This is a genomic window from Micromonospora sp. CA-246542 (assembly GCF_050942905.1).
Lineage (GTDB): Bacteria > Actinomycetota > Actinomycetes > Mycobacteriales > Micromonosporaceae > Micromonospora.
Map to the genome: position 1 here is coordinate 5,406,238 of NZ_CP192040.1, position 24,824 is coordinate 5,431,061.

The following is a 24,824-nucleotide window of genomic DNA, read 5'->3' on the forward strand; positions in this document are numbered from 1 at the left end:
GGAGATGGCACACATGTGGGGGAACGTCGGACCGCGCGTCGCCGAACTGTCGCCGCTGGAACGCGTCCGGCTGCGCCGGGTCGCCATCCGGTACGCCGTACACGGGTGGGAGGTGACGCCCGGCGCCTGTCTCGCCCGCAGCAGGTTCGTGTGCGGTCGGGCCGGCTGTCCCACCGTGGGTTGCCACCCCGCGCTGGAGAACTGGGAGCTGGCCGCCACCACCGACCCGGCCCGGGTGGCCACCTGGTGGCGGACGCGCCCACACGGCGTGCTGCTGCCCACCGGGCGGACCTTCGACGTGCTGGAGGTGCCGGCGCACCTCGGCCGGCACGTGCTCGACGCCGTGCAGACCCACCCGGCCGGCACCGGCGTACGCGGTCCCGTGCTGGTCACCCCCACCGGCCGGTGGATGTTCCTGGTGCGTCCCGGTGACCCGCTGCGGCCCGAGTTGGAGCACTGCTTCCACGTGGTCCGGCACGGGCCGGGCTCGTGGATCCCCGCGCCGCCGACCCGACTGCCGGAGGGGACCGTCCGCTGGGCGGTCGCGCCGGAGCAGGCCCGCTGGCAGCTCCCCGACTCGTACCTGGTGCAGAACACCCTGATCGAGGCGCTGCGCGCCAGCGGGGTGACGCTCACCCACGACCTGCTCCCCGGGCACCTGCCGCTGCCCCGCCGGGGAAGGTGAGCCGAGGGCCGGCCGACGATCCGATCCGGTGACCGACAGCGTCGCCCGGCCACCGGTCCTCGTTGAGCAGGTGACGGCGCGAACGCGCGCCACGAACGGGGGAACGATGTCCACACACGACCGGTCGCCGTATCCCGGCGGCACCGAGCCGCCCCGCCGCGGCCAACGAAGGCACCGCTGGGCCGGCACCCGCCCAACCGGCTCCCGCCCCGGCCGCCCCCGCCCCACCGGCACCCGCCCCGCCACAACCCACCGCCCCCTCCGCTAAACCCCCACCCCACCCCGCACCCTCCACGGCCCCCACGGCCCCCACCCCCCACCTCGTCGATCTTGCACTTTGTGTGGCGACATTCCGCATCACAAGGGGCGAATCGACAACCGAAACTGCAAGATCGCGGGGACAGAGGCGGGGCGCGGGGCGGGACGGGGACGGGGAGCGGGTCAGGCCGTTTGTGGGAGGGCGGCGGAGTGGAACTGGCGGGCGTCGTCGGTGACTACCGCGTAGGTGTGGTCGGTCAGGCGGTCCAGCCAGCCGATTCCCGCCGCGCCCATGGCCAGGGCGGCGGTGGCGTAGGCGTCCGCGACACCCAGGTCGCTGCCGACCACGGTCACCGAGCGCAGTCCGGTGGCCGGCGCGCCCCGGCGAGGGTCCTGCACGTGCCGGCCCCGCTCGTAGACGCCGGAGGTGGCCACCGCCAGGTCGGTGCCGGCGAGCACCAGGCAGGTCGCCATCTCGTCCCACGGGTGCCGGATGCCGATGCGCCACGGCTCGCCAGTGGGCGAGAAGCCGCGTACGCGGACGTCGCCACCGGCGTTGACGCAGTGGTTCGCCGCCCCGGCGGCGAGGAGCCGGTCGGAGGCGACCTGCGCCGCCCAGCCCTTCACGTACCCGGACGGGTCGAGCCCGCCGGTGGCGTACGCGTCGAAGAACCCGTCGGTGACGCCCCACAGGTCGGCGCAGGCCTCCAGCACGAAGCGCAGGTCCGCCGACGCCTCGGAGAGCAGCACCTCGCCCCGGTCGAACCGGCACACCTCGCTGTCCGGCCGGTACGTGCTGAACCGGGCGTCCACCTCGTGCATCCAGGTGAAGACGTCGTCGGCCAGCTCCCGCAGACGCGCCGGAGGCAGGTCGTCGGCGAGGTCCAGGGTGATCGTCGTACCCATGATGTGCTCGACCCGGCACAACCCGGGCCGGGTCATCGCGGCCGGCACGTCAGAACGCCTGCTCGATGGCGGCCCGCAGGGAGGTCTTGTAGGCGTTGCTGGTGGCGGTGGCGCCGGAGACGGTGTTGAGGTTGGCGCTCTGCTTCCGCACCACCTCACTGGGGGTGCCGGGAGCGCCGGTGCCGTTGTACGCGTCCCGCACGTCACCGCTGTGGATGTCGGACTCGCCGCCGCTCGGCAACGCCAGGGTGGTGGCTTCGATGATCTTGTTGCCGGAGACCACGATCTGCACCTGCACGTACCCGTAGTCGTCCGCCGTGTCCACCGGCGGCCCGGTGACCCGTCGGGTGGTCGACTGCGGCGCCTTGGTGGTGGTCTTCGGCGCGGTCGGCGCCTTCGCGGTGGTCTTCGTGCCGGACGGCTTGGCGGTGGTCTTGCCGGGCTTGGGCGACACCGACGCGTCGGCGGTCTCCGACGGCTTCGGCGCCGCACCCGACGGGTCGGCGGCCGGGGCGACGCTCGGGTCGACCCCCGGCCCGCTGGGGTTGACCGGTTGCGCTGTCGGCAGGTTCTGGGCGACCTGGGTGGTGCCCGGCGAGCCCTTGAGCACCACCAGGGCGGTGGTGCTGGCGGCCAGACCGGTGATCGCGAGCAACGCGCGACGCATGCGATGCCTTCCTACAGTTCGAAGGTGGCCAGGTGGATCTGCCGGCGGGGTACGCCGGCGCGGCGCAGCGCGCGCACCGACTGCTCGACGAGCCCGGACGGTCCGCACAGGTAGACGTCCCGCCGTGCCACGTCGGGCACCAGTTGGCGCAGCCCGTCGGGGCTCATGAGCTGGCGGGGGCCGGGGTCGTCGCGGGAGCCGATGACGTACCAGATCGACGTGTCGCGTTCCTGGGCCAGCCAGTCCAGCTCGCGGCTGAGCAGCACGTCGGCGGGGGTGCGGGCCCGGTAGATCAGGGCCGCGCCCGGCGGCAGCTCCTCGAGCATGGCCCGGATGGGCGTGATGCCGCTGCCCCCGGCGATCAGCAGCGCCCGTTCGCGCACCCGGTGCGCGGCGGTGAAGGTGCCCGACGGGCCCTGCGCCCACACCCGGGTGCCCGGTTCGAGGTCGCGCAGGTCGGCGGTGTGCCGGCCGACGACCTTGACGGTGAGCCGCAGCCAGCGGCCGTTCGCGGCGGCGGAGACGGAGAACGGGTGCGACTGCCACCAGCAGCCGGGGCTGAGGAAACGCCAGCGGAAGTACTGCCCGCCGAGCATCGCTAGCCGGCCCAGCCGCTCGCCGGTGAGGTAGACGGAGATCGTGTCCGGGCTCTCGGCGACCACGTCGGCGACGCGCAGCTTGTAGCGCAGGTTGAACGCCAGCGGCGCGATCACCCGTCCCCAGAGCAGCGCGGCGACCACCAGCAGGTAGAGCGCGATCCAGCCGGTGCGTACCGGGCCCGGCTTGTAGAGCTGCGCGCCGTGGCTGAACTGGTGCCCGTAGCCCAGCAGCAGCACCAGGTAGCTGGACCGGTGCAGCAGGTGCCACAGCTCGTAGGGCACCGCCCGTCGGATGGCCCGGACGCTGCTGAACCCGACCGCCATCATGATGCCGGTGGCGACGAAGGCCGAGAGCATGTCCTCGTAGCTGCCGAGCAGCGTGCCCACCTCGGCGAACACCGAGTGGTTCCGCAGGTCGGCGTACCCGACGAGGATCAACGACAGGTGCGCCAGCACGGTGACCAGCAGCGTCGCGCCGATGTCGCGGTGCCAACGGCCGATCTGCTCGCCGCCGATCCACCGTTCCAGCACCGGCAGGCGACTCATCATCAGCACCTGCACGAGCAGCAGGTAACCGGCGATCAGGCCGGTGATCCGGCCGCCGGCGGTGAGGGTCGAGGCGGTGCTGCGCAGCGAACCGGCGGGCGTACCCAGCCACCACGGCAGCACGCTGGCCAGCAGCCCGACCAGCAGCAGCGCGGCCAGCAGCCGTCGGCCGCCGGGTCCGCGCCGGTCCGGGACCTGCGGGGGTACGGGAGCAGCCGACCGGCCGCCGTGCCGGGACGAGGTCCCGGTGCGGCGGCCGGCGGCGTGGGTGCCCGGGTACGTCACGCGTACAGCTTCATGGGGGCGTACTTCATGCGCGGGAAGACCTTCTGCACCTCGGCGTTGGTGAGCCCGAAGCGGCCCTGCGCCAGGGAGCCGTAGACGTTGAACATGTTGTTGTATTCCGGCACGTCGCCGGAGTCCAACTTGCTGAGCCCGTTCCAGGTGCCGAGCAGCGAACCGGCCAGCTTCTTGCCGGACAGGACGGTGACCACGCCGCCGTGGCCGTGGTCGGTGCCGCCGGTGTTCGAGCCGACCCGGCGGCCGAACTCGCTGGACACCATGATCGTCACGTCGGCGGCCTGCGGGCCGAGGTCGGTGAAGAACGCCGCCATCGCGCTGGCCAGCTCGTTCAGCCGGCGGTGCAGCTGACCACCGCTCTGGGTGCCCTGGTTCTCGTGGGTGTCGTAGCCGCCCATCCCGACGGTGGCGACCCGGACGTTGGCGCCGCCCTTGATGAGCTGGGCGAGCTGCTGGAACGCGTTGCCGACGCCCTCGTACTTGACGCCCGCGGCGGGCTGGTACGGCTTGGCGGCGAGCTTCTGGGCGGTGGCGAGCGCGCCCATGCCCTCCTGCACGGCCTCCTCCACCGGGTGGTTGATCCCGGTGAAGAGCCCCTTGATGGCCTTCTCGGTGGCGGCCCGGAACTTGTCGTCGCCGTTGAGGCGCAGCGAGCCGACGCTGTTCAGCGAGAGCGCGCCGTTGTTGCCGACCAGCGAGCGGGGCAGCGTGCTGCCGATGCCGACGCTGCGGAACGCGGTGCCCTTGCCGAGGTTGTCGACCAGGCCGTCGAGCCAGCCCCGGCCGCCGGTCTCGTTGGGCAGGCCGCCCAGGTTGCAGGCGTCGGCGGCCTGGAAGTGGCTGCGGGACAGCCGCTCGTCCGAGACCGCCGGGATGAAGCCGAGCTGACCGGCCTTGAGGAAGCTCTCCAGCGGCTTGAACGCGCTGGTCAGCTTGAAGCCGCGGCTCAGGGCCAGCGAGTCGTTGCCGAGCAGCAGGTCGGGCCGGGCCTTGGCGAGCACCGCGTCGCCGTCCGGCGCGACGAGGCTCAGCCCGTCGAGACCGCCGTAGAGGAAGACGTGGATCAGCGTGCCGGTCTTGGTGGCCGCGAACGACGCGGAGGTGGTGACGAACTGGGCGGTGGCCAGCGCGGTGGCGGTGGCCGCGGCACCGGCGACGAACGTCCGTCGGGTGACGCCGCGTCCGTCCTGCTGGGCCTCCTCCAGGTCCTCCAGCCGGCGGTAGCGGTCGGCCTCGGCCGCGTTCTCGGCGGCCACGAGGTCGGCCTCGGCGCGCAGCAGCGCCTCGGCCGGGTTGTCGGCCAGCCGTCGCACGTCGGGGCATTCGGGGTGCAGGGGGAAAGAGTTGTACACAGTCTTCTCCATCGGGTGCCTCACCGGAGGTGGTGCTGGGGGGAAGCGAGGATCGCCCGCGCGACGGCGGTGATGGCCCCGTTGAACGTGGCGTCGACCTTGGCGGTCGCCGCCACACCGGCCACGCCGAGGATCAGGTTCTTCTCCCGGGTGCTCAGCTTCTGGCCCACGAGCCGCAGGGACAGCGCGTCCACGTACGCCCCGGCGGTGGCCGGCGCCTTGACCAGCTTGTCCGGCGCGGTGTACGTGAAGACGGTGCGGTAACCGGCCACGATCTCGCCGGCCTCGTTCCAGCCGTTGACCATCGTGCCCGCCGAGGTCCACGCGACGTAGACGTCGGGGTAGCCGTCCGGGGTGGGCTGACCCATCGGGTACTGGCCCAGCTCGCGCAGCTTGTCGTGGATCTGCCGCAGGCCCCGGGCGAACGGGGTGCGCTTGTTGTCTCCGTTGTTGTTCTTCGGCGACGCCTCGGGCGAGACGCCCAGGGTGCGGTACGTGGCGACCAGGTACTCCATCGGCCGGCGGACCTTCTGACCCACGGCCGCCCAGAACTCCGACGAGCTGAACAGCGTCATCAGCACCGGCTTGATCATGCCGTTGTTGCTGCTGTACGTCTTGGCCAGCCGGTCCACGAGGGACTTCGGCGGGGTGTCCGAGACGAACCGGGTCGCCAGGCTCTGCGCCACGTACTTCGCGGTCGAGGGGTGCAGCGCGATGTAGGTGATGTACTTGTCGATCGCCGCGTCGACGGCGGCGATCTCCTTGGCCGTCGGGTTGTTGACGTCCTTGATGCTGAACGTGTTGGCGTGGGTGAAGCCGAGGATCTTCACCTTGCCCATGTAGTGCTGGTTGACGCGCAGGACGTACTGGCCCTTGTCGTCGACGCCACGGCCGGTCTGGAGCATGGCGGCCTGCCGGACGTCACCCTCCTTGTAGCCGCCGTCGACGCCGACCGAGTACAGCTCGAGGTTCTCCCGGGCGAGGTTCTCGTTGATGGCGTCCTTGCGGGAGTCCTTCTGGTTCAGGTAGATCAGCAGCGCGGGGTGCTTGTTCGCCGCGACCAGCATCTCGGGGTAGCTGCCCAGCGCGTGCTTGCGCACGACGTCCTTGTCGAACGAGGTCCGGTAGACCTCCCCGCCGTCGAAGTCGGCGGCGACGTGCAGGAAGTCGTTCCAGAAGTCGACCATCACCTCGAAGAGCTGACGCTTCGACCAGATCTGCCGGGCCAGGGTGGCGTCGACCACCTCCCGCTCCGGCTGGGCGCCCTGGTCGTTGAGCTTGTCCCGCTGGTCACGCAGCTGCTGCACGGAGAGCGACTGGGTGGGCAGCTCGGCGAGCTTCAGCTCGGCCTTGCTCGGCTCGATCTTGTCCGGGTCGAGCTGCGTCCGGATCCAGGCGTCGATGCCCTGCTTCTTGATGTCGGCGACGACGGCGGGCGTCGCCCCGAAGGTGGTCCGCCGGGCCAGGTGCAGGATCGGGTCCTTGGCGAGCACCGTCTTGACGGTCACCTCGGTCGCCGCGGCGGCCGCGGCCGGACCGGAGAAGGTACGTCCACCGGCGGGCGCGTTCTTCTTCAGCGCCTCACCGGCGCGCGAGCCCATGTAGCTCTCGTTCTGCTCGGTGTAGGTACGCACCGTGCTGGGCTGCTGGCCGCTGGGGCGTGCCGCGGTACCGTCGGTCACCGTACTGCCGGTCGCGTCGGCCGCCGCCTCGTCACCGAAGAGGTCACGGAACTGCGGGGTCATGGCGAGCGCCGCGCCACCGGCCACGACGGCGGCGGTGCCACCGAGCGCGGCCATGGCCTTACGCCGGCCGACCTTGCGGCCCGGCTCGCCGTCGTCGTCCAGAGTGGGCAGTCCGGCGCCGGCCGGGCCGGACGGGGCGGGACGACCGAGGCCCTCCGGGCCGACCCACTGCGGCCCACGCGGGGCGGGGGCGGGCTGCGCGTTGTACGCGTACCCGTCGACGTACTGCTCGCGCGGGTCGCCCTGCGCCGGGTAGCCGCCCTGGTAGGGGTGGGGCGAGTCGTATCCGTACGACGCGGACGCGGTGGGGTCGCCGTACGTGTCCGAGGTGTGGTGCTGGCGTCCGTCCCAGCCGCGGTCGTCCCGCGGTCGACGTGGTGGCACATTCTGGTCGGCCATGTACCAATCCCGTTTTCTGATGAGCGCCGGAAAGCTGCGACCGGGCAGGTGCGGCAGGTGCGGCGACTGTTGCCTGAGGGGGTTGCTACGGCAAGGTAACCAAGCGCTCAGGTGCCTTCAAGGTGGGCCGAACACGCCCGTGAGGGCACTTAAGACAGCCCTCACCACGGCATTCAAGGTCGACGGGTCGGCGCGGGCGGTTTCCAACCTTCCCAGCAGGGCGGACGCGCGCCAGCCGGGTACGGATCGGACCACGCGGCCGTACGCGCCACGTTCACCGCTGTTCACCACCACAGACAAACTTAAGGTTCGGATAAGCCGGACGTGAGGTGCTCTCACGCTGGGGAAAAGTACGAGAAGCAGGAGCGTGAGCCGCCGTCGCAGCGGGTATGCCGCCGAACCGCTGAACGCGTGAGGGGAAGGCAGCGCCATGCTCAGCAAAGAGGATCAGCGCAGGTTCGACCAGATCACCCGTCAGCTCCGGGAGAGTGACCCGGCGTTCTTCGCCCGGCTCGATCATCGGGTCCGGGCCCGTCGGGGCCGTTATCTGATGTTGTTGACCATCGTGCTGTGGGCGTCGCTCCCGGCGATGGCCGTGTTCGCCGGCCGGCTGGCCGGCGCGATCTGCGCGGTGGTGCTGGTCGCCAACGCGGCGATCATGTGGCGGTTCCGCCGCCGCTGGACGTGACGGCTCACCCCGGTCCGAAGGCCCGGTACGCGCGGCGCAGCCGCTCCAGCAGGCCCGGCCCACCGATGGCCGGCGCCGGCGGACCGAGCTGGCGCAGCAGGAGGTCCGGCCCGGTCGCCAGTCGGGGTGGCCGGTCGGGCAGCGGCACGGGTGCCGTCCAGAAGCGGTCCACCGCCTCCGCGACCGGCGTGGCGGCCAGCCCGGCGAGCGCCCGGGACGCGCCGGCCGGTGGCAGCACGTCGACCGTCGACGGGCGGGTGTCCACGATGGAGGCCGGCGCGGGCGACGCCGGCGTGCCGGTCGCCCCGGCGCGGCGGGCGCGCAGCCGGTCCAGCAGGTCCGCCCGGGATCGGCCACGCCAGTGCAGCAGCTCGAACGGATCCGCGTCGAACGCCTCGGCGAGCAGGTAGAACGTGGCCGCCAGGTGCTTGCACGGCACCGCGAAGTCGGGACAGTTGCAGCGCTGCGTCAGCTCGTCGACGGCGGCGGGAAAGAGCGGGGCGCCCGCCGCGGCGAACAGCTCCTCCAACTCGTCGGGCAGGTCCCCGGCGAGCAGGCGGGCGCTGAAGAACGCCTGACCGGCCAGCTCGTCCTCGATCCGGGACCAGAGCGCCTCCGGGAACGCCGCCAGCGCGATCGAGACCTCGTACGGGCGGGGGCGGGAGCCCTGCACCTGGGCGGTGACCCGGCCGGGCGTGACGTCGAGCCGGAGCACCTGACCGGCCCGCGCGTACGACCGGCCCCGGGTCAGCCGGGTGCCGAGCGCGAACGACTCCAGCACTTCCAGGAAGCGCCGGGACCACCAGGACCGTCCGATGGCGCCCCGGGTGCTGCGCGCCTTCAGCCCTCCGTCGACCTTGCGGGGACGGCCGTAGTCGGCGAATCGGTCGGTCACTCCACCACCGCCCCGGCCTCCAGGGCGAACAGGTCCCGGAGCTGACCCGTGGACAGCTCGGTGATCCACTGTTCGCCGGTGCCGACCACCCGCTGGGCGAGGCTGCGCTTGTCGGCGATCAGCGCGGCCACCTTCTCCTCGACGGTGCCCGCGCAGACGAACTTGCGGACCTGCACGCGTCGCCGCTGCCCGATCCGGAACGCCCGGTCGGTGGCCTGGTCCTCCACCGCCGGGTTCCACCACCGGTCCACGTGCACCACATGGTTGGCGGCGGTCAGGGTGAGGCCGGTGCCGCCCGCCTTGAGGGACAGCACGAACAGCGGTGGACCGTCGGCGGACTGGAAGCGCTGCACCAGCGCGTCCCGCTCGGCCTTGCCGAGCCCTCCGTGCAGGAACAGCACCTCCCGGCCGAACCGCGCCGACAGGTGACCGCGCAGCATCGCCCCGAACTCGGCGTACTGGGTGAACAGCAGCGCCCGCTCCCCCGCCGCCAGCACCTCCTCCAGGATCTCGGTGAGCCGGGCCAGCTTGCCCGAACGTCCGTCCAGCGGGGAGCCGTCGCGCAGCAACTGGGCCGGATGGTTGCAGACCTGCTTGAGTCGGGTCATGGTGGCCAGCACCAGCCCTCGTCGCTCGATGCCGTCGCTGGTCTCGATCCGGGCGAGCATGTCGTCGACCACCACCTGGTAGAGGGCCGCCTGCTCCGCGGTGAGGTTGCAGACCACCTCCATCTCCAGCTTCTCCGGCAGGTCCGAGATGATCGACGAGTCGGTCTTGAGCCGGCGCAGCACGAACGGGCCGGTGATCCGGCGCAGCCGCTCGGCGGCCTCGGCGTCGCCGTTGCGCTCGATCGGCTCGGCGAACCGCTTGCGGAACGTCGCGGCCGGGCCGAGCAGCCCCGGATTGGCGAACTGCATGATCGACCAGAGGTCGGCGAGCCGGTTCTCCACCGGTGTGCCCGTCACCGCCACCCGCTGCCGGGCGGGCAGCGCGCGGACCGCCTCGGCCTGCCGGGTGGAGGCGTTCTTGATCGCCTGCGCCTCGTCCACCACCGCCCGGTGCCAGTCGATGCCGGCCAGGTCGACGGCGTCGCGGGCGGCCACCGAGTAGGTGGTGAGGACCAGGTCCGCGCCGTGCGCGGCCGCGGTGAACTCCGCCCCCCGCGCGCGCTCCGCGCCATGGTGTACGTGCACCCGCAGCCCCGGCGTGAACTTCGCCGCCTCCCGCTGCCAGTTGCCGACCAGCGACATCGGACAGACCAGCAGCGTCGGTCCGGCGTCCGGCGGGTCTCCGGCGAGCAGCGCGAGCAGCTGCACGGTCTTGCCCAGCCCCATGTCGTCGGCCAGCACCCCGCCGAGCCCCAGCGACCGCAGGAAGGCCAGCCAGGCCAACCCCCGCTGCTGGTACGGCCGCAGCGTCCCGGCGAATCCCGGCGGCGGGTCGAGCGGGGTGAGCCGGTGTTCGACCGCCCCGGCCAGCAGGTCGCCCAGCGCGCCGTCGGCGCTCACCTCCAGCACCGGCAGCGCCCCGCTGTCCTCGCCGTCGGTGAGCCCCAGGCGCAGTAGGTCGGCGACGGTCAGCTCGCCGGCCGAGCGGAGCAGCCGCAGACCGGCCGCGAGCCGTCCCGGGTCCAGCTCCACCCACCGGCCGCGCAGCCGGACCAGCGGGGTCTTCAGCTCGGTCAGCGCCGCCAACTCCTCGGCCGACAGCGGCTGGTCGCCCAACGCGATCTCCCAGCGGTAGTCGACGAGCGCGTCCAACCCGACGCCGGCCTCGGTACCGGCGACCGTGCCGGGCGCGGTACGGCTGCGGGCGCGCAGCCGAGCGCCGAGCCGCGCCGACGGGCGCTGCCACCACGAGGGCAGCAGCACCCCGAAGCCGGCGGCGTGCAGCACCGGCGCACCTTCGCTGAGGAACCGGTGCGCGCCCTCGACGTCCAACTCCATCGCCTCGGGGGCGGCCGTGCGCAGCGCGGCATCCAGGTCGGGCCAGAGCCGGCTGGCCCGGCCCAACTCGGCCAGCAGGGTCTCCTGCGGGCTGCCCGTACGGGCGGCCGGGTGCGCCCGCCAGACCTCGGCGGCGTCGACGTGCAGGCCCGGCTCGTCGGCGGCCTGCAACCCGAACTCCAACCGCCACCGCGCGGTCTCGGTCGGGGTGACGGGCGCGCTGTCCCCGGACGGGTGAGTGGCCAGGATCGGTTCGGTGACCTCGTCGGGGGCCGGCTCGACCAGCCGGAAGCTGGCCCGCACGGCCCCGCCGGCCGCGTCGCGCTGCCAGTCGTCCAGCTCGGTACGCAGCAGGTCCAGCGCCGCCTCGTCGACGGTGAAGTCGCGGCGGGGCCCGGCCAGCGCGGCCAGCCAGGCCGGGGCGGGCCCAGCCGGGCGCACTCCCGGGCCAGGGTGGTGTTGGCGAGAGCGGCCCGGGCGGCGGCGTCGGTGAGCGCGTCGAGCGCGTCCGCCACCAGCTCGGCGGCGGTCAGCTCGCCGTCGCCGCCCTCGGTGTCGACGGCGGGGGCGCGGGTGGCTGGCGGTAGGGCCAGGGCCAGCGAGCGGGCCCAGCCGGCGTCGGTGCCGGTCAGCAGCGGACGCCACACCGCCCAGGCGACCACCGGGGCGGTCCGCTCGTCGACCGAGCGGGCCAGGGCGGAAGCATCAGCCGGGGCGGTCGTGTCGATCGGGGTGCTGACGCCGGGCAGGACGCGGCCCCGGGCCACCAGGTCGGCGGCGAAGTCGGCCAGCTCGCTGAGGTGCCGCAGGGTCGCCCCGCACACCACGGGCAGGTCGTCCAGGGCGCGGAGCAGGGGCAGGGCGGCGTCTGGGGCGTACACCAGGGTGGGCACCCGCCACGCGGCGAGGGCGAGCCGGCCGCGGGCCGGGGTGCGACGGTGGTGCGGATCAGCTCGGGCGAGTCGGTCGGCGCGCCCGCCCGGGTGGGCAGGGTGAGCAGCGCGGTGGCCGGGTGGGCCGGCGCGGCGGCGTCGGCGAGGGCCGCGACCAGGTCGGCGTGCCCGGCGGCGAACGGGTGCGGGCGCTCCCGGGGAGGGCGGCCGGAGCGCGCGACGGCTACCGGCACCGCACTGTCCTCGGCCCACACGCCAAGCCCGGAGCCGGGCAGCCACAGCCCGTGGATGACCAGCACGTACTCCCCCTCGTCGCCGTCCGCGCCCAGGATAGGCGGCCCCGCGCGGAAAGCTCGCGCCGATCTTGCACTTTGTGTCGTCGACATGCGTGGTAATGCCCCTTGTGCCGGGACAGAAAGTGCAAGATCGCGGGGCCGAGGGCTAGCGTCGCGTCGTGGTCGATCTCCTGGTTCTGGGCGGGTTGGGGATGGATGTGCGGGTTCGGGTGGCCGCGCTTCCGCTGCCGGCCGCCGACTCGCACACCGTCGAGCCGATCGAGCTGCGGATCGGCAACACCGGAGCCGGGGTGGCGTTGGCCGCTCGGGCGCTGGGGCTGCGGGTGCGGGTGGTCGACACCCTCGGCGCGGATCCGGCCGGCGACGTGGTGCGGACTGCGCTGACCCGGGCCGGGGTGCCGGCGACGCTGGCCGAGGACCGGGGCGGCACCCGGCGATCGGTGAACCTGGTGGACCCGGGCGGCGCACGCACCTCCCTGTACGACCCGCGCCCGTGGCGGGGCGACGGCCCGCCGTTCTCGACGACGGAGGTGGCCGAGCTGGTGGCCGACGCCCGGCACGTCCACCTCTCGATCATGGACTGGACGGTGCCGTTGCTGCCCACCGTGCGGGCCGCGCTCGCGCCGGGCGTGTCGCTCTCCACCGACCTGCACGACTGGGACGGTGCCAACCCCTACCACCGGCCGTTCGCCGAGGTCGCCGACCTGGTCCTGGTCAGCGGGGTACGGCTGGCCGACCGGGCCGGGACGCTCGCCGAGGCGCTGACACCCCGGACCGTGGTCGTGACCCGGGGCGCGGACGGCGCGGAGCTGTTCCCCGGCGACGGCACGCGGGTGCCGGTGCCCGCCGCCGCAGCGCCCGCGCCGGTGGTGGACAGCAACGGGGCGGGCGACGCCCTCGCCGCCGGGCTGATCGCCGGGCGGCTGCGGGGCGATCCGCTGACGGAGGCGGCCCGGTACGCGGCACGCGTCGCCGCGGCGGCCTGCACCCACGACGGCATGGAATACCCGTCGGGCCTGCTACCTCTCCGATGAACGGCCGGGCTCAGAGCGCTCCGGTCGACCCGTCGGTCAGTTCACGCAGGATGTCGGCGTGGCCGGCGTGCCGGGCGGTCTCCTCGATGAGGTGGACCAGGATCCAGCGCACCGACACCTCACCGAGCTGTGGGTGCGGCACCACGTGGTCGAGATCGAAACGCGCGACGACCGCCCGGGACCGGTCACAGGCCCGCTCGTACGCCTCGACGAGCCCGTCGACCGTGTCCCGCTCGTCGAGGGTGAAGCTCGCTTCCGCGTCCTGGGCCGAGCGGAGGTAGACGTCGCCGGGCTCGGGGGCCAGCAGCACCGGGAACCAGTTCCGCTCGACCAGGGTCAGGTGCTTGACCAGCCCGGCGAGCGTGGTCGCGGTGGGCACCAGCCGGCGGGCGGCCTCGTCGTCGGACAGACCCCGCACCTTGCGCACCACCATCGCGCGGTGGAAGTCGAGGAACGACTCCAGGACGGCGCGCTCGTCGCCGACGCGGGCGAGCACCGGGCCGAGCGTCGGATCGATGGTCTGCTCTGCCATCCGCCGACACTAACCACCCGGCAGCCTTCGCGCTGCCCCGCATCCCGCTGCGAGGTGGCCGCACGACGGGCAGGATGGGCGCATGGCTTCATCCGTGCAGATTCTTCTCGTCGGCGGCGCGGCGGACGGGCAGACCGTGACCGTCGAGCTGGACACCAACGGCCGCCCGCCGCTCACCCACCACCACCTCGGGTCCGGTGGGCTGGCCGAGGCGCAGATCTACGAGTTGGAATCCGCCCGCGAAGAGGCCCGCGAGTGGCGCTACCGCTGGACCGGCCCGGCGGTGTGAGCGTCGGTCAGGCCCGGGTGAGGGTCTGGCTGCGCAGTTGGTCCAGCACGCCACGGGTGACCTCGGAGGTGCCCCGGGCCTGCTCACAGACCTCGGCGACCCGGCGGGCGGTGGCCTCGGCGCGCTGCTCGCGTTCGTCCCACAGACGGTCGACCTCGGCCAGCAGCGGCCCCTCCACCTCCCGTTCCACGCCCCGCAGCGCCGGCACACCGAGCCGTTGGGCCAGGTCGAAGACCTTTCCGGCGTACGGCAGCGGCAGGAACGGCGTACCCACCATCGCCGCGAAGATCAGGAAGTGCAGGCGCATGCCGACGGCCAGGTCGAAGTGGCGCATCAGCCCGAGCACCTGCTCCGGCGAGTAGGTGCCGTGCAGGATCCGCCCCCGATCCGCGGCGACCATGTGCGACAGCACCCCGTGCGAGTGCCGGATGTCGTCGCGTTCCATCGGCACGAACAGCACGTACGCGTCGATGCGGTGCACCAGGAAGTCACCGATCTGGGCCAACAGCCGGTGGTAGCCGTCGACGTCGAGGCGTTCGGCGGCCCGTCCCGGCTCCCGGACGCTGATCCCGACCAGCCTCTTGCCGACCGGCACGCCCTCCTCGCTGAGCAGGTGCGCGGGGAAGTCGGCCGGCTGCAACAGGAACGCCGGGTCGGCGGTGACCGTGATCGGGTTGAGCAGTCCGGCCTCCTCCAGGACCATCCGGGACTCCTGGTCCCGGACGGTCACCTGGGTGGCGCCGGCCAACGTCTCGCGGACCATGCCGGTGTCGACGGCGTCGCTGAGCGGTCCGACCCCCACCGCGTACGTGATCAGCGGCAGGCCGCGTTCCTGGGCGACCCGAACGACCCGCAGGTAGCGGCGGGCCTCCCGGTCGTAGAGAATCCCGCCGCCGCCCAGGATCAGCAGGTCGAGCTGGGCCAGCACCAACGCCGAGTCGGTACGGCTGACGCCCTCCCACGGCACCGCCTCGACGTCCGGATGCGCGGCCCGGGTGTGCTCCGGGTGGCGGGAAAAGACGATGATCCGGGCGTTCGGCTCCTGCGTGCGCAGATCGGTGAGCAGGCCGGTGAGGATCGCCTCGTCGCCGAGGTTCCGCCCACCGTACGAGCCGAGCACACCGATGGTCAGTCCGGCGCCGTGCGTCATCCGTCGCTCCTCCCCAGGTGCGGTCCGCGCGGGTTTCCCGCTGGGCAGGTGAACAGTCCCGGTTCAGCTCGGTGGGTCGATCCGCTTCGCCATCTGCTGCGCGGTGACCTCGAAGCCCAGGCTCCGGTAGAGGCCGATCGCCACGGTGTTCGTGCCGAAGACGTTCAACCCCAGCTCGGGTACGCCCAGTTCGGCCAGTTCGGCCTCGATGAGCTGGATCATCCGTCGTGCGTGTCCGCGTCCCCGGTGCGCCGGATGTACCTCGATGTTGTAGATCCACGCCTGTCGGGTGTCGGCGCTCGCCGGCAGGTTGACCCAGATCCAGCCGACCTCGGTGTCGTCGACCCGCCCCACCCGCAACAGCGCCCGCTCGGTGGCCGCGGCCTCCGGCAGCAGCTCCCGGAGCTGCTCGGCCGACCGCTCCCGGGCCGCCTCCGGGGTCAGGCCGCGGTGCGCGACCAGATCCTCGGCGTACCCGACCTGCAAGGGCTCCCACAGCCGGGCCAGTTCCTGCTCGGTCACCGGGGTCAATGTCAACTCCACCGTGGCCTCCCCTTCGATCTCTGATGCGGCACGTAGTGCAGCAGACCCACGCGAGACGTCGCCAGCGGGATACCCGCCACGCGGCCTCGACCCGCCCGATCTGTTGGGAAGTCCCGGGAAATGGGTTGTTCGTCGGGCCGGGCCCGGCGCACCGTAGCCGGATGCAGGGGACAGTGACGCGGATCGGTTGGGGTGATCTGCCGGCGACGGTACGGTCCGCGGTCGAGGAGATCATCGGCGACCGGGTGGTCGAGGCGGTCTCCCAGTCGGGTGGTTACTCGCCGGGCACCGCCGACCGGGTCCGTACCAGGACCGGCCGGCGGGCGTTCGTGAAGGCGGTCAACCCGGCGTTGAACCCGGACAGTCCGGTCATGCACCGTGCCGAAGCCCGTGTCGCCGGCGCGCTCCCGGCGACCGCGCCGACGCCCCGCCTGCTGGGTTGCCACGACGACGGCGACTGGGTGGCGTTGGTCTTCTCCGACGTGGACGGCCGACACCCGGCCACCCCGTGGCGGGCCGACGAGCTGACCCGGGTCATGGACGCCCTGGAGGCGATGGCCGTCGCGCTCACCCCGAGCCCCGTCGCACACGTGCCGACCGCCGCCGAGCTGCTTGCGGACGACTTCGCGGGCTGGCACCGGATCGCCGCCGACCCGCCGCCACGACTCGATCCGTGGGCCCGCGCCCACCTGGACGAGCTGCGCGCGGCCGCCGACGAGGGCGTCGCCGCGCTCGCCGGGGACACGCTCTGCCACGTCGACGTACGGGCCGACAACCTGCTGTTCGACGCCGCCGGCACGGTGACCGTGGTCGACTGGCCGTGGGCCTGCCGGGGGCCCGCCTGGCTGGACACGGCGCTGCTGCTGGTGAACGTCCGGCTGCACGGCGGGCACGACACCGAGGCGATGCTGCGCCGGCTGCCGCTCACCGCCGACGTCGACCCGGCCGCGATCACCGGCGTGTACGCCGGGCTGGCCGGCTTCCTGGCCGACCGCGCCCGCCGTCCGCCACCGCCCGGCATCCCCAACCTGCGGGCGTTCCAGCAGGCCCAGGCCGACACGCTGCTCCCCTGGCTGGCAGCCCGCCTCGGCTGACGCCCGACCGGTCAGCTCGCGGCCGTCGCCGCCTGGAACTGGCGGGCCAACTGCCCCAGGTCGTCCAAACGTACGTCGCCGTCGAGCCCTTTCAGCGCGGCGGTCATCGCGCCGGCCGCGCGCCCGGCCCGCAACCCCACCTCGGCGTCCTCGACGACCAGGCAGCGCGCCGGTGGCACGTCGAGCAGCGCGGCGGCGCGGAGGTAACCCTCCGGCGCCGGCTTGCCCTCGCGCACGTCCTCCACCGTCACCAACACGGGTGGCACGATGCCGGCGGCACCGAGCCGAGCCTCGGCCAACCGCACGTCGGCGCTGGTCACCACCGCCCAGGGCAACCCCGACCGGGCCAACGTCGACAGCAGCTCATGGGCGCCCGGGGTGGCGGTCACGTCGGACAGGTCGTCGTACTGCAACGCCAACTGCCGTGCCGCCGCCACGGCGACCGCCGCCTCGTCGAGCGCGGGAAGGAGCCGACGGATCGTCTGGTCGGCGGGTCTGCCGTGCGCGATCGCGAGGGCCGCCGCCGGTTCGACGGCGTACTCGGACGCCCACCGCTCCCAGGCCCGCTCGACGGCGGCGTCGGAGTCCACAAGCGTGCCGTCCATGTCGAAGAGCACCGCGCCGATGCCGGACAGGTCCACCTGACCACCTCCCCGCCCGAGCATAGGGGCACGCGGTCACCCTTCGCGGTCGACGGCGGGACGCGCGACGTCGACGAACGCGACGCGGCGGTCCGTGCGTACCTCGATGGCCGCGAGCCACCGCTCCCGGTGCCGGTCGCGCAGCGCCGCCGCCGCGTCGCCCGGCTCGTCGGCGAGCCGGCGCTGCTCGGCGTACTCCGTCGTCAGGCTGGCCACCACCGACCGGCCCGCCGCCGCGACGTCCGCCGGGCCCTGGAGCAACACCAGGTTGTACGCCTCGTCCACGGCGCGCATCGCCGCGTACGTCTCGTCGTAGCCGGGCGTCGCCGCGTCCGCGCCCGGCTCGACCCACCGCCGGTCCAGCCGCCGGTACGCCGCGTCGCAGGCGCCGAGGAACCCGACGTACACGTCGCGCCGCAGCTCCTCGCGCCGGGTCGCGGCCCGGTCGGCGCTCTCCTCGCGGGCGAGGGTGAGCTGGTGGGCGAGCTGCCGGCGGGTGCTGCGGGCGGCGATCAGCCCGGTCAGGGCGGCGGCGCTCAGCGTGGACAGTGACGTGATCAGCGCGATGGCGACGGTGTCCTGCACGCGCCCATTCTGGCGGTACGCGGGGCGCTCAGCGGGGCGGGTCCTCGCCGGTGAGCCCGTCCACCGACTCGCGGATCAGGTCGGCGTGTCCGGCGTGCCGCGCGTACTCCTCGATGAGGTCGACCAGGACCCGCCGCAGGCTGGGCACCTGGCCGTCGGGCCACTCGCCCCGGGCCAACTGCTCCGGACCACCGTCGGCCAGCAACTCGGCCACGGTGGCCCGCGACCGTGCCACGGCCTCCCGCCACAGCGTGTAGAGCTGCTCCGGGGTGTCCTCGGCGGCCGAACGCCACTCCCAGCCCGGGTTGGCGTCCCAGTCGACCGTCTCCCACGGTGGTCCCGGTGAGCGCCCGGCCAACTTGAAGGAGAAGTAGAGGTCCTCGACCAGGGCCAGATGCTTGAGCAGCCCGCCCAGGGTGATCGACGACGGGCCGAGCGTCGCCCGCAGGCCGGCCGCGTCGAGCCCGCCGGTCTTCCAGGCCAGGGTGGCGCGCTGCCGTTCGAGGGAGCCGAGCAGGGTGGTCGTCTCGTCGCCCGCGATCGGCGGCTCGGGGTGACCGTGGTGGTCGCCGCTGGTCATGCGGACCGAGGCTAACGGCGGACGGGGTACGTGCGCCACCCGTGGCGATGTTCAGCTCAGCGCCGCGCCAGGTGGCGAGGGCGAGGACCGTTCCGCCGATTACCGCTTCCGACGCCATTCGAGACGACCTCGATACACCATCGGCGCGCCTTCACCTCGCGCGACGCACAGCGCGTCGTCCTCAACCCACCAGAAGTCACCGACCTGGACAAAAACCGGAGCGTCCAACGTCAAGGCGAGGAGACAGCCGTCTGAGCTGCCGGGCAGCCCTTCCAGGTCGTCGATGAGTTGCAGTCGGCGCGCGGAGACGGGCTCGGTCAGCACGGGACAATTGTGCGCGCGGCGCACTGGGCGGCGGGAGGCCGAACCACCGTACGACCGGGAGTCAGCGTCGGTTGCGCTTGCGGAGGACGGCCCAAACTCCGCCCGCGACTGCGGCCGTGAACGGCAGCAGGCAACAAAGGCTGAGGACCGCAAGATGCCATGGTTTGATCGCGCCCATAGCCGCGAAGGCTATCGGGTGCGGTCAAGCGGCTCCGCGCGGCGGCATGGCCTGTGCGCGAAGCCCACACGGACAGGAGCGCGAGCGATGTCGAAGACGCCGGCCGCGAGCCGTACGGCGGTACTCGTCTGCCAGGGCCGCGCGGCGGCGGACGGCCTGGTCGCTTCCGGCCGGTTCGCGGACCCGACGGCCATGCGCCTGCTCCGCGCCGACGAGCGGGAGGCGGTCCAATGGGTACGCGATGCTGCCGCGCCCCAATCGTGGCGGCAACGGGTCGACTACGAGACGGTACGGGCCTGCGCCGACATGATCGTGCCGCGCACGGTGGCGATCGACGACGCCGTACGCGCCCACCACAGCGCGCAGGTGGTGATCCTCGGGGCCGGGCTCGACGGTCGGGCCTGGCGGATGCCGGAACTCGTGGGCAGGACGATCTTCGAGGTCGACCAGCCGAGCAGCCAACGCGACAAACGCGAACGCGCCGAGGTACTGGCCGGCACTCCCCCGACGTTCGTGACGGTGGACTTCGGCCGTGACCGGCTAGCCGAGGCGCTGGCCGTCGCCGGTCATCGCCCCGACGAGCCGACGACGTGGATCTGGGAGGGCGTCGTGCCGTACCTGACCACGACGGAGGTGTCCACGACGGTCGCCGCGGTCGCCGCCTGCTCGGCCCCGACGAGCCGCCTCGTCGTCAACTTCCAGCTACCCGGGACGTCCCTGACGCTGGGCCGGCTCGTCGCACGGTTACTGATGGCGTCCACCGGAAGGCGCAGCTTCTGGGCGACCGAGCCGTGGCGCTCGACCTGGACGCCGGCCGCCATGGCCGCGTTGCTCTCCCGGTACGGCTTCACGGTCACCGGCGACAACGACCTGCTCGAGACGGCGCGAGAGCTGTCCGTGCCGATCCGCAGGACCGCGTCCCTGGCACACAGCCGGGTGATGGTCGCCGATCGCGCGTGACGCCCGTCCCGGGTCAGTCGACCAGCCGACCGACCAGCGCGGCGAGCGTGTCGGGGTGTTCGTCGGTGACCAGGTGACCGGCGGCGGGGACGATGTCGACGCCGGCCTGGAGCCGCTGTTCCGCCGCCGCGCGCAGCCGGTCCGGGGGCAGGAACACGTCGTGGTCGCCGCTCGCGACCACGACCGGCGCCCTGCGCGTCGCCGCCGGCACCAGATCGTCGGTACTCACCGGACGGGCGTGTCGGGCGACGAGCGTCATCCACTCCACCAGCTCGGCGCGCGGCGTGCGGCCGGGCGCGGACAGCAGCCGCAGCAGCCGGAGGCTCGACGCCGCCCGGGGCCATGCGAGCCAGCCCAGGAACGCCAGCAGGACACGAGGGGTGACCTTGAGCCGGCACAGTCCGCCCGGCGCCACCGTGACCGTGCCGCTGACCCGGGGATGCTCGGCGGCGAGCGTCACCGCGCCACCGAACGAGTGCCCGAACGTCACGACCGGCCCGCTGGTGGCCTCCTCGACGACCTCGGCAAGCCACCTGCCGTACCAGGCGAGCCCGCCACCGGCGACGTCCGCCGCGTCGGAACTCAGCCCGGGCTGGCCCGGAATGTCGGCGGCGACCACCCGGTACTGCCGGGCCAGGGCCGTGAGTAGCGGCAGGTAGGCCGCCGTGCTGAAGCGGTCACCGGCGACGAAGACGACCGTCACCGGGCCCGCGCCGGCGGTGAGGAGGTGCGTGTCGTGGCCGTGGGCCCGGATGACGCGTCGCTCGTGCGGGGTCGACCACCCGGTGAACTGCTGCTCACACCACCGGCGGATGGTGTCCCTGCCCGCCGGGGTGCGGTAGATGGACGTCACTGCTGCATCCTGCACCACGCTACCGGCGATCGTTCTCGACCTTCACCCGACCGAAATAGATGTACATTGATGGACGGTCGCCGCCCGCCCACGGAAGGACGAACGTAGTGAGACGCAACAGACTGCTTTCATCCCTGGTGGCGGCGCTCACCCTGGTCGGAACGGCGATCGTCGCGGTCACCACCATGGCCGCCGCCCCGGCCCAGGCCGCGCCGGTCACGATCCCCAACGGCACGCAGTTCACCGACACCGCCGGCAACGTGCTGCACGCCCACGGTGGTGGGGTGCTCAAGGTCGGCGACTACTACTACTGGTTCGGTGAGAACCGCAACGCCAACAACACGTTCCGGGCGGTCTCCGTCTACCGCTCCACCAACCTGCGCGACTGGGAGTTCCGCAACAACGTGCTGACCCAGTCGTCGGCGGCGGAACTACAGTCGGCGAACATCGAGCGGCCGAAGGTCATCTACAACGCCAGCACCAACCGGTACGTGATGTGGATGCACAAGGAGAACGGCAGCGACTACGGCGAGGCCAGGGCCGCCGTCGCCTCCTCGGCCACCGTGGACGGCACCTACACCTACCACGGCAGCTTCCGGCCGCTGGGCAACATGTCGCGGGACATCACGCTCTACAACGACGGCGGTACCGCCTACATGGCCTCCGCCGGCGACGAGAACCGCGACCTGCTCATCTACCGCCTCAGCGCCGACTACCTCACTCCGGCCACGCTAGTCGGCAACTTCTGGAACGACGGCAACCGCGAGGCACCGGCCCTGTTCAAGCGCGACAGCACCTACTTCCTGCTCACCTCGGGCCTGACCGGTTGGAGCCCGAACCAGGCCAGGTACGCCACGGCGTCCAGCATTTCCGGTCCGTGGACCGGCATGACCAACGTCGGGGACTCGACCACCTTCCGCTCCCAGTCGGCCTTCGTGCTCCCCATCCAGGGCACGTCGACGACGAGCTACCTCTACCTTGGCGACCGCTGGGCCGGGGCCTGGGGCGGGCCGGTCAACGACTCCCAGTACGTGTGGTTGCCGATCGCCTTTCCCACCGCCACGACCATGAGCCTGACCTGGTATTCCACCATCACCATCGACGCCGCCGCGGGCACCGTCACCGGAGAGGCGCCGCTCTCCTACCGCATCACCAACCGCAACAGCGGCAAGGTGGTCGACGTGCTGGACCATGCCGTCAGCGACAACGCCGAAGTCAGACAATGGTCCTGGAACGGAGGCGCGAACCAGAAGTGGGAGTTCCGCGACGCCGGTAGCGGCTACTTCCGGATCGTCAACCAGAACAGTGGCAAATGCCTCGACGTCGCCAACGCCTCCACCGCGAACAACGCCAACGTCGTCCAGTACACCTGTGGCACCGGCACCAACCAGCAGTGGCAGTGGGTCGCCACCGGCAACTACTACCAGCTGCGCGCCCGACACAGCGGCAAGTGCCTGGACGTGGTGAGCAGCGGCACGGCAGACGGCACTGACATCACCCAGTACACCTGCGGAAGCGGTGCCAACCAGCAGTGGACCCGCACCCAGTCCTGACGCTGCTCTCGACACCGCTGAGCGCGTACGGCAGGCTGCGCCGGTGGCGATCGACAGGAGTGGCGAGTTCTGGCGGGGCGAGGACTTCACAGACCTTGCCGACTACCTCCGCGAGTTCAAGCCCGGCGGTTACCCGGTAGCGCGGATCAAGGAGATGGTCTGCCTCCAATGCACGGGCAGGACGTTCGCCGTCCTCGTCGACGACGAGGAGGGCTGCGCCGAGGTGACCTGCGCGGCCTGCGGTGCACGTGCGTTCGTCGCGGACAGCGCCGACTACTGGGCGGAAGCCGAGCCGGGCGACTGCGCGTGTCCGTGCGGCGGCGAAGTCTTCCACGTCACCGTCGGCTTCGCCCTGTACGCCGGTGGTGAGGTTCGCTGGATCAGTGTCGGACTGCGATGTGTTCAGGACGGCACGATGGGCGTCTACGCCGACTGGAAGATCAACTACAGCCCCACTGATCACCTTCTCGAAGGTGCCGCCTGACAGTTCGGGGCAGGTCGCGCACCCCCGCTCGCCCGCCTGGGCGCACCGTCCGCGCCGACGGTAGCTTCCGAGCGTGCGATGTCTCAGCCGGTCGTCGACCTGCTCGGCCAACAGCCCATCCCGGACCTTGGCGCGTACCCGGTAGCTTCGATGGCATGACGGGTCTGGTGATGTCTCTCGGAGCGCTCGTCGTGTTGCTGATGGCGGCGTTCGTCTTTTGTGGGTTGGCGCGATCGGAAGCGCCTCTCGTCGCCTGAGGACTCGGCTACGGGGCGCGATGCGAGATCGGCCCAGGAGCGGCACGCGGCTGAGCGACATGGCGCACAGGGCGACGTGTGGCGGCTGGGCCAGAATTCCAGCAGCACGTGAGGTGAAACGAGACCTGCGTGGCAATTGGCGAGGTCGGCCACGGCGAGCAGGTCAGCGGAGCCGGCTCACTGACTCGACTCTCTCTCCGCGCAGTCGGCGTACCGCCAGGTTGCGGCCAGGTCCTGGCTTGTCACGATCAGCCGTCCCGAGAGACAGACAACTTCGTGTCGGCACCCGTCTTCGTCGGCAGCACCTCGTCCAGCATCACGTCCTGGAGCCGGGCGACGTCCAGCCCATGGTCAGCCGGCTCCATGGTGACGCTGTGCACGCCGCTGTAGCGGATCGTCAGGTCTTCCTCGTGCTTCCAGCAGTTGTGCCGCAGGTGAAACTCCAGCCAGCGACTTCCGTCCGTCTCACCGGGTCAGCCGAGAGTGCGCGTCGCGGCTAGATCAGTGTGCTCGACCAACGTGTGCGCTAGGTTACGTCGTTCAATTTGTCGAGCGTGCCATCGTGCTGGTCGTCGTATCGGTGCAGGCGCGCCTTGCAACCGGCCGGCGCGAGCCATAGGAGGCGGCATGTCCGACGAGATCAGGCTCAGCGCGGTCACCCTGGACTGCCCGGACGCCGTCGCCTTGGCGGAGTTCTACGCCAGCATCACCGGCGGAACCCTGACACACGCCGGGGGCGGCTGGGCATGCGTGCTGAGCCCGACCGGGCGGATCAACTTCCAGACTGTGCCCGGATACACGCCACCCACCTGGCCCGACCCCACCTCGTCGGTCATGATGCATCTCGACTTCATGGTCGTGGACCGACACGCCGCCGAGGCCCGCGTGCTCGCTGCCGGAGCAACAAAGTACGACTTCCAGCCCAACAGCGAACAGTGTTATGTCTACGCCGACCCGGCGGGCCACCCATTCTGCCTGACCACCTGGGAGGCCACGGCCACACCAACTCAGCTCGGCTGATCGAGCCGCGCAGACGAAGGCCGCGGTGCTGCTCACGGGCGGATCACCGCACTCCGTAGCAGCCCCGAGGATCACGGCCTGGCCTTCCCCTCCGAGGTCGGCAATCCGATCTTGACGCACGTAGGGACAATGCGGGAACAGACGAGTCGGCTCTCGTGTCACGGCGGGGCCGCCCCCAGGAATCCCGCTGTCAACCCTAGGCAAACAACAGGATCGAGGCTCGGCTGGCCGGTTGCTGTACTTCGCTGCCGTCAGACGAGGCGCTGGATGCGGACCTTGGGGCACTCGTTCCGGAGGTGGCCGTGCTTGTGTGGCGGACCTGCTCGTCCCAGACCTCCTGGTCGTAGTCCGGGTCCGGTGGGATCCACCTGTGCGAGCCGTCGCTGTAGTGGAACTTCTCGTCGCCGGGCCGCAGGATGCTCATCGGGTCCACCCGAGGAAGCGGTAGTGCAGGTGGCCGGCGGGAACGTGGGCCAGACCCTGGGTGGCTTCGACGAGATGGGCGGCCAGGTAGAGAGTCAGCGAGACCGGGGCTCGGTCGTATTCGGCTCTCAGCTCTCGGCGCCGAGTCT

23 protein-coding genes and 2 pseudogenes are annotated in these 24,824 nt (G+C 72.2%); 9 read left to right on the forward strand and 16 right to left on the reverse strand.

Annotated features, from left to right (window positions below; translation table 11 throughout):
* Window positions 1-13 precede the first annotated feature (13 nt).
* Window positions 14-685, forward strand: coding sequence for a bifunctional DNA primase/polymerase (locus ACQP0N_RS24925; RefSeq protein ID WP_355051440.1), 672 nt, complete (start codon window positions 14-16; stop codon window positions 683-685).
* 441 nt (window positions 686-1,126) lie between these two features.
* Here the strand turns inward: ACQP0N_RS24925 and ACQP0N_RS24930 are convergent, their stop codons facing one another.
* The 5 genes from ACQP0N_RS24930 to ACQP0N_RS24950 are packed head-to-tail and all read right to left on the reverse strand — an operon-like array spanning window position 1,127 to window position 7,457.
* Window positions 1,127-1,849 (reverse strand): FAD:protein FMN transferase, encoded by a 723-nt coding sequence (locus ACQP0N_RS24930; protein WP_433121801.1) that lies wholly within the window; start codon window positions 1,847-1,849, stop codon window positions 1,127-1,129.
* Between the two features lie 49 nt (window positions 1,850-1,898).
* Window positions 1,899-2,516 (reverse strand): FMN-binding protein, encoded by a 618-nt coding sequence (locus ACQP0N_RS24935; protein WP_433114522.1) that lies wholly within the window; start codon window positions 2,514-2,516, stop codon window positions 1,899-1,901.
* Window positions 2,517-2,527: 11 nt separating this feature from the next.
* On the reverse strand, window positions 2,528-3,946 hold the full coding sequence (locus ACQP0N_RS24940; RefSeq protein WP_433114524.1) for a ferredoxin reductase family protein: 1,419 nt from the start codon (window positions 3,944-3,946) through the stop codon (window positions 2,528-2,530).
* Window positions 3,943-5,325, reverse strand: a complete 1,383-nt coding sequence (locus ACQP0N_RS24945) for a DUF1501 domain-containing protein (protein ID WP_355051437.1) — start codon at window positions 5,323-5,325, stop codon at window positions 3,943-3,945. Before ACQP0N_RS24945 ends, ACQP0N_RS24940 begins: the two co-directional genes overlap by 4 nt.
* A gap of 8 nt (window positions 5,326-5,333) precedes the next feature.
* A complete protein-coding gene (locus ACQP0N_RS24950; protein ID WP_433114527.1) occupies window positions 5,334-7,457 on the reverse strand; it encodes a DUF1800 domain-containing protein in 2,124 nt (707 codons plus the stop codon).
* Window positions 7,458-7,887: 430 nt separating this feature from the next.
* On the opposite strand from ACQP0N_RS24950, the gene ACQP0N_RS24955 reads away from it, so the two are divergent.
* On the forward strand, window positions 7,888-8,145 hold the full coding sequence (locus ACQP0N_RS24955) for a DUF3040 domain-containing protein (protein WP_234586377.1): 258 nt from the start codon (window positions 7,888-7,890) through the stop codon (window positions 8,143-8,145).
* Window positions 8,146-8,149: 4 nt separating this feature from the next.
* Here the strand turns inward: ACQP0N_RS24955 and ACQP0N_RS24960 are convergent, their stop codons facing one another.
* The 3 genes and pseudogenes from ACQP0N_RS24960 to ACQP0N_RS24970 all read right to left on the reverse strand — a co-directional run.
* Complete coding sequence (locus tag ACQP0N_RS24960; RefSeq protein ID WP_433114529.1) at window positions 8,150-9,040, reverse strand: SWIM zinc finger family protein; 891 nt, start codon at window positions 9,038-9,040, stop codon at window positions 8,150-8,152.
* Window positions 9,037-11,175 (reverse strand): annotated as a pseudogene (locus ACQP0N_RS24965) (DEAD/DEAH box helicase); the annotation flags it as partial. The pseudogene ACQP0N_RS24965 and the gene ACQP0N_RS24960, both read right to left, overlap by 4 nt.
* Before the next feature lie 74 nt (window positions 11,176-11,249).
* A pseudogene (locus tag ACQP0N_RS24970) lies at window positions 11,250-12,178 on the reverse strand (ATP-dependent helicase); the annotation flags it as partial.
* 155 nt (window positions 12,179-12,333) lie between these two features.
* On the opposite strand from ACQP0N_RS24970, the gene ACQP0N_RS24975 reads away from it, so the two are divergent.
* Window positions 12,334-13,209, forward strand: a complete 876-nt coding sequence (locus tag ACQP0N_RS24975) for a carbohydrate kinase family protein (RefSeq protein ID WP_433114531.1) — start codon at window positions 12,334-12,336, stop codon at window positions 13,207-13,209.
* Between the two features lie 10 nt (window positions 13,210-13,219).
* On the opposite strand, the gene ACQP0N_RS24980 is transcribed toward ACQP0N_RS24975, so the two are convergent.
* Window positions 13,220-13,741: a DinB family protein gene (locus tag ACQP0N_RS24980; RefSeq protein ID WP_433114533.1), complete on the reverse strand. Its 522-nt coding sequence runs from the start codon at window positions 13,739-13,741 to the stop codon at window positions 13,220-13,222.
* 82 nt (window positions 13,742-13,823) lie between these two features.
* Between ACQP0N_RS24980 and ACQP0N_RS24985 the strand changes: the two genes are divergently transcribed.
* Window positions 13,824-14,030 carry a hypothetical protein gene (locus tag ACQP0N_RS24985; RefSeq protein ID WP_355051431.1) on the forward strand — a complete coding sequence of 69 codons (207 nt, stop codon included), beginning with the start codon at window positions 13,824-13,826 and terminating at the stop codon, window positions 14,028-14,030.
* 7 nt (window positions 14,031-14,037) lie between these two features.
* Here ACQP0N_RS24985 and ACQP0N_RS24990 read toward each other — a convergent pair whose 3' ends face one another.
* Together ACQP0N_RS24990 and ACQP0N_RS24995 are read right to left on the reverse strand one after the other, a co-directional pair.
* Window positions 14,038-15,180, reverse strand: coding sequence for a polysaccharide pyruvyl transferase family protein (locus ACQP0N_RS24990; protein WP_357132596.1), 1,143 nt, complete (start codon window positions 15,178-15,180; stop codon window positions 14,038-14,040).
* Window positions 15,181-15,243: 63 nt separating this feature from the next.
* Window positions 15,244-15,723, reverse strand: a complete 480-nt coding sequence (locus tag ACQP0N_RS24995; RefSeq protein WP_433114536.1) for a GNAT family N-acetyltransferase — start codon at window positions 15,721-15,723, stop codon at window positions 15,244-15,246.
* Between the two features lie 161 nt (window positions 15,724-15,884).
* Here ACQP0N_RS24995 and ACQP0N_RS25000 point away from each other — a divergent pair, with 161 nt between their 5' ends.
* A complete protein-coding gene (locus ACQP0N_RS25000) occupies window positions 15,885-16,817 on the forward strand; it encodes a phosphotransferase (RefSeq protein ID WP_433114538.1) in 933 nt (310 codons plus the stop codon).
* Between the two features lie 11 nt (window positions 16,818-16,828).
* On the opposite strand, the gene ACQP0N_RS25005 is transcribed toward ACQP0N_RS25000, so the two are convergent.
* The 4 genes from ACQP0N_RS25005 to ACQP0N_RS25020 form a co-directional block, all read right to left on the reverse strand.
* On the reverse strand, window positions 16,829-17,458 hold the full coding sequence (locus ACQP0N_RS25005) for an HAD-IA family hydrolase (RefSeq protein ID WP_433114540.1): 630 nt from the start codon (window positions 17,456-17,458) through the stop codon (window positions 16,829-16,831).
* 36 nt (window positions 17,459-17,494) lie between these two features.
* Window positions 17,495-18,043: a hypothetical protein gene (locus tag ACQP0N_RS25010; RefSeq protein WP_433114542.1), complete on the reverse strand. Its 549-nt coding sequence runs from the start codon at window positions 18,041-18,043 to the stop codon at window positions 17,495-17,497.
* 28 nt (window positions 18,044-18,071) lie between these two features.
* Window positions 18,072-18,623, reverse strand: coding sequence for a DinB family protein (locus tag ACQP0N_RS25015; protein WP_433114544.1), 552 nt, complete (start codon window positions 18,621-18,623; stop codon window positions 18,072-18,074).
* 99 nt (window positions 18,624-18,722) lie between these two features.
* The gene (locus ACQP0N_RS25020; protein WP_433114546.1) at window positions 18,723-18,947 is read right to left on the reverse strand and encodes a hypothetical protein; all 225 of its coding nucleotides are present in this window, start codon (window positions 18,945-18,947) and stop codon (window positions 18,723-18,725) included.
* Between the two features lie 265 nt (window positions 18,948-19,212).
* Here ACQP0N_RS25020 and ACQP0N_RS25025 point away from each other — a divergent pair, with 265 nt between their 5' ends.
* On the forward strand, window positions 19,213-20,085 hold the full coding sequence (locus ACQP0N_RS25025; protein WP_433114548.1) for a class I SAM-dependent methyltransferase: 873 nt from the start codon (window positions 19,213-19,215) through the stop codon (window positions 20,083-20,085).
* A 13-nt stretch (window positions 20,086-20,098) separates the two neighbouring features.
* Here ACQP0N_RS25025 and ACQP0N_RS25030 read toward each other — a convergent pair whose 3' ends face one another.
* Window positions 20,099-20,938 carry an alpha/beta fold hydrolase gene (locus tag ACQP0N_RS25030; RefSeq protein ID WP_433114550.1) on the reverse strand — a complete coding sequence of 280 codons (840 nt, stop codon included), beginning with the start codon at window positions 20,936-20,938 and terminating at the stop codon, window positions 20,099-20,101.
* A 107-nt stretch (window positions 20,939-21,045) separates the two neighbouring features.
* Here ACQP0N_RS25030 and ACQP0N_RS25035 point away from each other — a divergent pair, with 107 nt between their 5' ends.
* The 3 genes from ACQP0N_RS25035 to ACQP0N_RS25045 all read left to right on the forward strand — a co-directional run bounded on the left by ACQP0N_RS25035 (window position 21,046) and on the right by ACQP0N_RS25045 (window position 24,252).
* Complete coding sequence (locus tag ACQP0N_RS25035; RefSeq protein WP_433114551.1) at window positions 21,046-22,491, forward strand: RICIN domain-containing protein; 1,446 nt, start codon at window positions 21,046-21,048, stop codon at window positions 22,489-22,491.
* 43 nt (window positions 22,492-22,534) lie between these two features.
* Entirely contained in the window at window positions 22,535-22,975 is a 441-nt protein-coding gene (locus ACQP0N_RS25040) for a hypothetical protein (RefSeq protein WP_433114553.1), read from the forward strand.
* A gap of 884 nt (window positions 22,976-23,859) precedes the next feature.
* Window positions 23,860-24,252: a VOC family protein gene (locus tag ACQP0N_RS25045; protein ID WP_433114555.1), complete on the forward strand. Its 393-nt coding sequence runs from the start codon at window positions 23,860-23,862 to the stop codon at window positions 24,250-24,252.
* Window positions 24,253-24,824 lie beyond the last annotated feature (572 nt).